Annotated in this window: 6 protein-coding genes and 1 pseudogene; 1 reads left to right on the top strand and 6 read right to left on the bottom strand. The window is 50.3% G+C overall.

All coding sequences use genetic code 11. The features are described 5' to 3' along the window. The 4 genes and pseudogenes from torD to torE form a co-directional block, all read right to left on the bottom strand. Positions 1–612, bottom strand: a pseudogene (torD, locus tag SHEWPOL2_RS12195) (molecular chaperone TorD); the annotation flags it as partial. Positions 613–678: 66 nt separating this feature from the next. Beyond that, a complete protein-coding gene (gene torA, locus SHEWPOL2_RS12190; protein WP_037428574.1) occupies positions 679–3,168 on the bottom strand; it encodes a trimethylamine-N-oxide reductase TorA in 2,490 nt (829 codons plus the stop codon). A gap of 15 nt (positions 3,169–3,183) precedes the next feature. Further along, the gene (gene torC, locus SHEWPOL2_RS12185; RefSeq protein WP_037428571.1) at positions 3,184–4,362 is read right to left on the bottom strand and encodes a pentaheme c-type cytochrome TorC; all 1,179 of its coding nucleotides are present in this window, start codon (positions 4,360–4,362) and stop codon (positions 3,184–3,186) included. A gap of 26 nt (positions 4,363–4,388) precedes the next feature. After that, entirely contained in the window at positions 4,389–4,559 is a 171-nt protein-coding gene (torE, locus tag SHEWPOL2_RS12180) for a trimethylamine N-oxide reductase system protein TorE (protein ID WP_011071462.1), read from the bottom strand. A gap of 517 nt (positions 4,560–5,076) precedes the next feature. On the opposite strand from torE, the gene SHEWPOL2_RS12175 reads away from it, so the two are divergent. Continuing rightward, the gene (locus tag SHEWPOL2_RS12175) at positions 5,077–6,429 is read left to right on the top strand and encodes an NCS2 family permease (RefSeq protein WP_037428568.1); all 1,353 of its coding nucleotides are present in this window, start codon (positions 5,077–5,079) and stop codon (positions 6,427–6,429) included. 30 nt (positions 6,430–6,459) lie between these two features. Here the strand turns inward: SHEWPOL2_RS12175 and SHEWPOL2_RS12170 are convergent, their stop codons facing one another. Both SHEWPOL2_RS12170 and SHEWPOL2_RS12165 read right to left on the bottom strand, forming a co-directional pair. After that, positions 6,460–6,891, bottom strand: a complete 432-nt coding sequence (locus SHEWPOL2_RS12170; protein ID WP_037415302.1) for a CBS domain-containing protein — start codon at positions 6,889–6,891, stop codon at positions 6,460–6,462. 99 nt (positions 6,892–6,990) lie between these two features. After that, complete coding sequence (locus SHEWPOL2_RS12165) at positions 6,991–8,793, bottom strand: lysophospholipid acyltransferase family protein (RefSeq protein ID WP_086024031.1); 1,803 nt, start codon at positions 8,791–8,793, stop codon at positions 6,991–6,993. Positions 8,794–8,847 lie beyond the last annotated feature (54 nt).

The following is an 8,847-nucleotide window of genomic DNA, read 5'->3' as shown; positions in this document are numbered from 1 at the left end:
AATAGTTGTTTATCTTGCTTGACCCAAGCCAATGCCAGCGTGGCAAGAGCACTGTAAAAGCCATTGCTGTGCTTGCTATCGCACTCAACGACCTTGGCGACAAACTTGGCTAACCATGAATCTATACAAGCGTTTAGGAAGCTTAATTGGGCTGCATCTTCACTGTGGCAAGCTAAGTGTCCCATATAGGCGAGGATCACGGCTAAGTGATCGGCAGGCTCAGGGAAGTGACTCTGCACTTGCAGTTTGCTCTGGTGTAAAAAACTCGCTCATTTGTTGATGCTGCTGCCCAAATAGCAAGGGTTCTTCCTCGGGGCTCAAGTACAGGCTGGCATAGGGCGAGGCGCTGTGTTTTGTGCCTACGAGGAATAAACCGCAATAATCGGCGGCAAGTTCGAGCAAGGCTTCATCGCTCGTTAAGCCATTCAGTACCTTCTGTATGCTGACGACTGGCGCACTAAACTCGGGCGCATAACCCAGTTGTGTCCAGAATTGCTGCGCTTGCTCACTGGTGAGTTGCTTAAGGCGCTGCTCATCAATTTCACGGGCAAACAGAGAAGACAGCAGCTGATACACTAAGGCTCTGGCATGATTGATATCGATGTTGCTCATTGCATATTCCTCAAGATTAACAGTGGAATGCGCCTAGTTGACTAGGCGCACGCCTTGTGGGCTCAGTTAGATTTCGACTTCGATAGGACCATCGAAGGAGCTGACCTTAGGGACTTTGCCTTGGTATTTCTCAAACTCGACCAGACAAGTATAGGCTGAGCAGGCTTGCGCCAACTTCGAGGTGCCAATGTCTAAGGTCAGAGTATTTGGATCGCCATAGCTACACAGGGCACCGATTTCGGCGCCGCCTTCGACGCTGCCATCTTTACCCACTGGGCCATACCATGCGCCTTCATGAATTCGCACTACACCTTTAGGGAAGCGATCCGATACCACGGCGCCCGCTAACAGTTGGCCACGGTCGTTAAAGACGCGCACTATATCGCCATCTTTAATGCCGCGCGCTTTGGCATCCACAGGGCTGATATAGATGGGTTCGCGGCCATTGACTGTGTAGGTTTCGCGGTATTCCTTCGACTCACACATCTGTGAGTGCAGACGTTTATCCGGATGGCAAGATTGTAGCCACACTGGATATTTGTCCGAACCTGGGCCACCATGGCTACGCTCGGCTTTTTCCATCCAAATGGGATGGCCTTGGCAGTCGTCATAACCGAACTGTTCAATCTTACGGCTGAAGATTTCAATCAAGCCAGACGGCGTGCCTAGTGGATTGATTTCAGGATCGTTTCTAAAGTCGGCGTGGCGTGTCCACAGCTCGCCATCACCAAAGTGCACATAACCTTGCTTCCAGAAGGTGGCAAAATCTGGCATCTCATACTTACCCGCATTCGCGGCTTTACACTCGTTATAGAGGGTTTCTATCCACTCCATTTCGCTCATATTGCGGGTGTATTCTTTCTCTTTACCCATCAGCGCGGCAAAGCGAGTGAAGATTTCAAAGTCTGACAAACTTTCAAACAGCGGCTCGACCATCTTCTGCATCGCCAAAATACCGCGGTTAGCATAGGCGCCGTATACGTCGATATCGTTACGCTCATAGGTGGTGCAAGCTGGCAACACGATGTCGGAAAAACGACAAGTGGCTGTCCAGTTCACATCAATAGAGACCACGCATTCAAGCTTTTGGAAGGCTTGCTTCATGCGGTTACGGTCTTGATGGTGATTCCATGGGTTATTACCCGAGAAAATCATCATCTTAATATCGGGATACACCACTTTAGAACCGTTGGCATCAATGGTTTTGCCGGGTTCGAGAATCGCATCAATCCAGCGGGCAACGGGAATCGTGCTGCTTGCGCCTTTAAAGTCTGTGCTGTCAAACAGCGGTTTTTGATTCTCGTCTAAGTTACGTGGGAAAGCCCCCGGAGCTGCAGCTGTGGTCGCCGGCACACCAATACTGGAGTAGTGGTGACCATAGCTAATACCACCGCCGGGTAAGCCGATTTGGCCTATCATGGTCGCGAGTACCGCGGCCATCCAGTAAGGTTGCTCACCGTGTTGTTGGCGCTGAATACACCAACCCATCATGATTTGGGTACGGCCCTTAACTAAGGTTTTTGCCAGATCGCGGATAATGTGTGGTTCAACACCGCAGATAGGCGCCGCCCACTCAGGGGTTTTGGCGATACCATCTTTAGTGCCCATCACGTAAGGTACAAACTCTTCGAAACCTAAGCTGTAACCTTGGATGAATTTTTCATCGTGTAGCTTTTGGGTGATCATCTCATGGGCGATCGCCAGCATCAGGGTTACGTCAGTCTGTGGGTTGACATATAACTGCTCACAGCCAAGGTAAGCCTGGGTTTTGGTGACCACAGGGTCGATACTGATCACGCGGATTTTACCCTGTTTGACCTTCTCTTTTAATTGCGCGAGGTACGCGAAGGCCTCATGGGTTTCAGCGTTCCAACCCACTTGCAGGTTTTTGTAAGGATCGTTTGACCAGAGCACAATCGTGTTGCTGTTTTCTAAGATCAGCGGCCAAGAGGTGCCTTGGGCATACACTTCGGTTGAGCCTAATACATATGGCAGAATGGTTTGGCCTGCACCGGTGGAGTAGTCTCCGATTTTCTTCACATAGTTGCCGTGCATCCCCACCGCGCGCTGCATATGGCTGGTGCTGGAATGCAGTTGCCCGGTTGCGCGCCAACCTGTTTGTCCTGCGTGTAAGCCCGATGGACCGTATTGGGTTTGGATTTCATCGAGTGAGTGTTTAAACAGCTTTAATGCTTTATCCCAGGTCACGCGAACGAAGCGGAAATCCCCCCGTTGCTGGGTATTGCTCTTATGGCCTTTCAGTAAAAAGTCTAAGCGAACCATAGGGTAACGCACGCGGGATGGGTTATAGACCATACCGCGGATACCGTTAATCATATCCGTTGGATATTTATCTAAATCGAAGGCTTTGACCTCGGCAATTACACCGTTTTTACGTTTGATTTTAAAGGCGCCAAAGTGTGAGCCTGTGGTCAGCCATTCGTCTTCATTTAAGCCTGTGCTGGCGAGCGCATTTAAGGGCGCTAACACTGAGCTGCCACCTAAAGCAACGAAAGAGGTTGAGGCTAAGCCTTTTAAAAAGTCTCTTCTGTTCATGGTATTACTCCCGAATTAGTGCTCTTTTTTCACGAAGGTTGACGAATGTTCTTGCAGATATTTCTGCACCAGCGCTTGAGTGTCTTGGTCCATGTTCACGAAGGCCAACATGCCTTGGAACATGCCTGGCCAGGTATTGGCATCGAAATGCGCTTCATCTGGCTGGGTATGGCACACACTACAGCTTGAGCGGAAGGTATCGCGGGCATAGCCCCAGAGTGGTTGCAGCTCGGTGAGCAGGTAATCTTTATCGGTCCAGATTTGGGCTTCAACCCGTTGCCATTTCAGGCCTGTCATTGGGTCTTCTTTCTCTTCAAAGGTTTGGATAACACCTTCGGTTTCTGCTGCATCTTTGCTTAACTGTGCCGACAGAATGTTTACGCCAAAGTCCATGTAGATCACGCGGCCTGCGCCGATTTTCTTACGCCAGCCATCGATAGCAATTTTGATGCGCTTACCTTTAGTTTCGAGCACTTTGACTTTAGTCGCGACGTTTAAGGTACCGGCTTCAACGTCACCTTTTTCACTAAAGAACAGTGGCTTAGTTAGGGCACTGTAGTAGGTTTGGTTGGTTTCCAGTGAGCTGACGCCAGCGCCGACTTCGGCGATGAGTTCAGGTGCACGGGCCGTGCCCATTTCAGGTAGATGGTGAGCAATGCCTTTGTGGCAATCGATACAGCTTTGGTCAATTTCGGCGGCGCGTTTCATCTGTTTTTGCGCCAGCGGTGACATGCTTTCCCACTTCATCGAGTTGTAGTTGTGGCAGTTTTTACACGCCAGAGAATTGTCGCGATCGAAACGTTTCCATTCGCGGCTCGCCATTTCGAGACGTTTAGCTTCAAATTTTTCAGGGGTGTTGACCGTATTGAATAACCAGCCCCAGACATCGTGGGAAGCTTCCATCTTACGGGCAATCTTACGGCTCCAGTTGTGGGGCACGTGGCAGTCGGGGCAGGTGGCGCGCACACCAGAGTGATTCGACCAATGCACAGTTTCCTGTAACTCTTGGTAGGGCTTACTTTCCATACTGTGGCAGCTGATACAGAAGGCTTCGGTGTTGGTGGCTTCCAATGCGGTGTTAAATCCGCCCCAGAAGATGATGCCCATGATAAAAGCACTGATGCTGACAGCGCCTAAGGTCAGCGCTTTGGTGGGTTTATTTAGCGTGCGGCAGAGGTTGATTAACCACTTCATAATAGCGTCCTCAAAGTATCAGTGAATTAGTGGCCGACAACGCCGCCGAAGGCTTGGATCATCCAAATGATGAAACCGTAGAGACTGATCCCCGCGATAGTCAGTGCGGGAAAGAGTATGAAAATGATGAATCCCAGCGCCTTTAACTCATTGCTGCGTGAGGACTTATCCGATGTTTGCATAGTGGGCTTTGTCATTGGGAAGAGCTCCGTTCGAAAGCGATTTTTGATGGGAGCACTATAAAGGGGAGATGTGAATGGACTTGCCTGTTGGGATGAATGGGCTTTGACAATATATGAAAAATTATGAAAATTTTAAAAGTCTCATCATTTTTTGTTTTACTGACAGAGCGTTAATCTTATTTCTGTGATCGCTATCGGCAGTTTGATATGCAGTTTAGGTGTTTTTTTAAACACTGATTTTGACTTTTTTGGCTAATTATTTACTGAAGTGCAGGCGAGGTCTTAGCTATCTGGCGGCGTTTACAGTATTATCCGCGGCCAACAAAGGCTGCGTTTGCATGGTTAAAGTGATTTTAACTGGGCAAAGCGTCACTGCTTGCAGATCATGGATTTTTCCCGATGTAGGAGAATGATGTGGATCTCTCACCCAAGTCATTGGATTTGGGGCTCTAATCTGCCGCAGCCGGCGTCGCCAATGGTAAAGCCAATTGGTATCGACCCTATTTTAAGAGATCACAAGGTATAACAAGATATGTCTGAGCAATTGAGTTCAACAGCCGTACCCTCTGGTTCATTTCTGAACCGTTTTTTTTCAATTCAACAACGTGGTAGCACAGTTCGCCAAGAAGTGATTGCAGGGTTAACCACCTTCCTCGCTATGGTGTACTCAGTGATTGTGGTACCCAATATGTTAGGTAAAGCCGGATTCGACCCCGGTGCCGTGTTCGTCGCTACCTGTTTAATTGCCTCCTTTGGCTCGCTGCTGATGGGACTCTGGGCGAATCTGCCCATGGCCATTGGTTGTGCGATTTCACTCACCGCCTTTACCGCCTTCGGCTTGGTGTTAGGTCAGGGCATGAGTATCCCTGTCACCTTAGGCGCCATCTTTTGGATGGGGGTGATTTTTACCGTCGTGAGTGTCACGGGCGTGCGTCAATGGGTGCTGGCAAACCTACCCAAGGGGATTGCCCATGGTACAGGTATAGGTATTGGCTTGTTTTTACTCTTAATTGCCACTAACAGTGTGCAGTTGATTGTGGCCAATGACGCGGGTCTGCCAGTGAAGTTAGGCGACATTAACAGCCTGCCCGTTATCGCCACCGTGCTGGGCTTAGCGGCCACTATTGGTTTAGAGCGTCGCGGCGTACCCGGCGGGATTTTATTGGTGATTATCGGCCTGTCCCTGTTCGGTTTAGTGTTTGATCCAAGCGTGACATTCCAAGGTTTATTCGCCGTGCCTGATTTTACCTCTGAGCACTCGCTGATTGGTCAAATGGATATTATGGGCGCCTTGAATCCTGTGGTATTACCGATTGTGCTGGCGCTGGTGATGACGGCGATTTTTGATGCCACGGGCACCATCCGCGCGGTTGCGGGGCAAGCCAATCTGCTGGATAAAGACGATAATATCGTCGGCGGTGGCAAGGCATTAACGTCAGATTCTGTCAGCAGCATGTTTGCGGGTATCGTTGGTGGCGCTCCTGCGGCCGTATATATCGAATCGGCGGCGGGTACGGCGGCGGGCGGTAAGACGGGCTTAACCGCGACCATAGTGGGCGGATTATTCCTGCTGATGGTGTTTTTAGCGCCGCTCAGCTATTTGGTGCCTGCCTATGCGACGGCGCCAGCGCTGATGTATGTGGGGCTATTGATGCTCAGCAATGTGACTAAGCTGGACTTTAACGACAAGGTCGATGCGATGGCGGGCTTAACCTGCGCCGTGTTCATCATCCTCAGCTGTAACATTGTGACCGGTATTATGCTCGGCTTTGTGACCTTAGTGGTTGGCCGTATTTTTAGCGGTGAAATCCGTCAGCTTAAGTTAGGCGTGCTCGCCATTACACTGGGCCTGGTGGCCTTTTATATGGGTGGCTGGGCAATCTAGGTTACTCTATAAAGTCGAAAGCGAGTGCCGTTAGCACTCGCTTTCATTCACCTCATTGTGTTCACAATAGGCTCGCAGTAAATCCTTCCAAGTCACAATCCCGACCAGATCGCCATTATCGAGTACTGGCAAACAGCCAATATTGTGTTCCAGCAAGGTACGGCTGGCGACATCGAGCGACACATGTGGCGCTACGGTCACCGGATTACGGGTCATCACCTGATGGACGCGTTTTTGTAGGGTTTCGAGATCTTTCGAGGTTTCGGCGCTGCTGCCCAGATTCGGACTGATAGCACGCAGCAAGTCGCGCTCCGACAGTACGCCTTCGAGTTTATATTCATCCACCACCAGCAGATGGTGGAAGTTTGCCTGCTCGAAAATCTCCTTCGCCACGGTTAAACGATCGTCCATTTCGACTGTGACGACTCGGGTACGCATAATATCGGCGATAATGATCGGCATGATAAACCCTTACAAGGATATGTATCCTTAATGCACTGTATTACAGATACTTATAACAGACCGATGTTTATTTAGCCAATACCTTAAACAGGATTATGCTTAATCCTGCTCGTCGGATCCATCTTCAGCCATCAAAGGATTGCGTAAGTCTTCGGGTAAATGGGCGCCGATATAACGTTGGTACTTTTTCCCTTTCAGTTTATGGGTATCGACCAAGACTAAGCCATCGACACAGTCGCCAAAATCGGCATCGATACCAAAGGCGAGAAACTTCACCCCATCCTGCTTACACAGCTCGCCATACTGCTTGTACAGGGTTGGCACCGCGGCGCCCATACTCGCCAGCATTTGTTTTAGCTGCTTAAAGTGGCTTTGGTAATCCTCGCCCGAATAGATTTCATCCAACTGCAATTTGCGCTGCTTGGATAGTCCAAAGGGCGACATGGATACCGCGAGCTGCTCTGCTGGCGCAAACTCCTTGGAGTAGAAATGCACTAGCATCTCCCGCGCGCTCCCAGGCAGTTGATTGCTGATGGACACTGGGCCAAACAGGTAGCGGTATTCAGGGTGTTTAGCGAGGAAGGCGCCAATGCCAAACCAGAGGTAGTCGAGACTGCGTTTGCCCCAATATTTGGGCTGCACAAAACTGCGGCCAAGTTCTAAGCCTTGTTTGACGTAGGGCATAAAGCTGTCGGCATATTGGAACAGGGATTGGCTGTAGAGGGCGTTGTCGCCGTAGCGATTTAGCACTTGCTCGCCGCTGGCGAAACGATAGGCGCCGACAATTTCAAACTGTTCTTTATCCCACAGCACCAGATGTTGGTAGTAGGAATCGTATTTATCGATATCGCGGCGCTTGCCCGTGCCTTCGCCGACGGCGCGAAAGGCAATTTCCCGCAGGCGACCAATTTCGCGCATGATGGGGTTGCTGTCCTGATGCTGATACAAATAAATCAACTTGTTATCTTGGGTTTCACCGAGGAGTTCACATTGTTGTAGCGCGGCCTGCAACTCTCGGCGCGACTCAGGGTGGGCGATGGCGCTTTGGGTAATAAACAGCGGGTCTTTATCTTTACCGATGCGATACAGATGATTTTTAAGCAGTTTTATCTTGGTCTTTAGCGGGAAATCCATCGAGCGCACGGCTTCATTCGGGATAAGCTCGCCGATGCGGATAGGCATATTGCGCTTGGCCTGCTTAAACATTTCCTTAACCAGTAGCAGTGTGGCTAAGGGTTTATAAATCATTGAGGCGCCGTAAAAGGTGGCGGAGTTTTTGGCATCCAAAAAGATTGGCAGCAGCGGCGCATTACAGGAAATCGCCATCTTTAAAAAGCCCGAGTGCCACAGGGTATCGCGCACGCCGCTCGGACGCAGGCGAGAGACTTCCCCCGACGGGAAAATCAGTACCGCGCCTTCATTGCGCAGATGCTGATGGATTTTTTCGAGGTGCTGTTTCGGCGTGCCGCCCGTCATATTGCGCACTGGTAGCAGGATCGAATGCAAAGGCTCGAGCGCCATCAGGAGCTCGTTCGCTACAACCTTGATATCGGGACGGATTTCGCTGACGAGTTTAATCAGGGCGAGGGCATCGAGGGAGCCAATCGGATGATTGGCGAAGATCACCACGCGGCCCTCGCAGGGAATATTTTCGACCTCGTTGGCGGGCACGGTAAAGCTAAAATCGAAACTGGCGAGCACTTGCTCGACAAAATCGACCCCTTGCAGATAGGCAAATTGATTGGCTATCTCGTTACATTGTTTTTCATTCAACAGGTAGCGCAGCATGGCCTTAGTCGGCTTGGCTAACCAAGGTTTGTCCTTGAGGGCGGGCAGGTTTTGCTCCACCACATTATCGACGGTAAAGATCATCGAACTGGCTTTTAAGGCGGGCAGTGGCATGGCTGCGTTCTGCGTTAATGCGTTGGCGCTTAATGTGTTAGGGTTTAATGACTC

Origin of the sequence: Shewanella sp. POL2 (assembly GCF_000282755.1) — a bacterium.
In the GTDB taxonomy this organism is placed as follows: domain Bacteria; phylum Pseudomonadota; class Gammaproteobacteria; order Enterobacterales; family Shewanellaceae; genus Shewanella; species Shewanella xiamenensis.
This window is presented reverse-complemented; position numbering and strand designations above follow the sequence as displayed.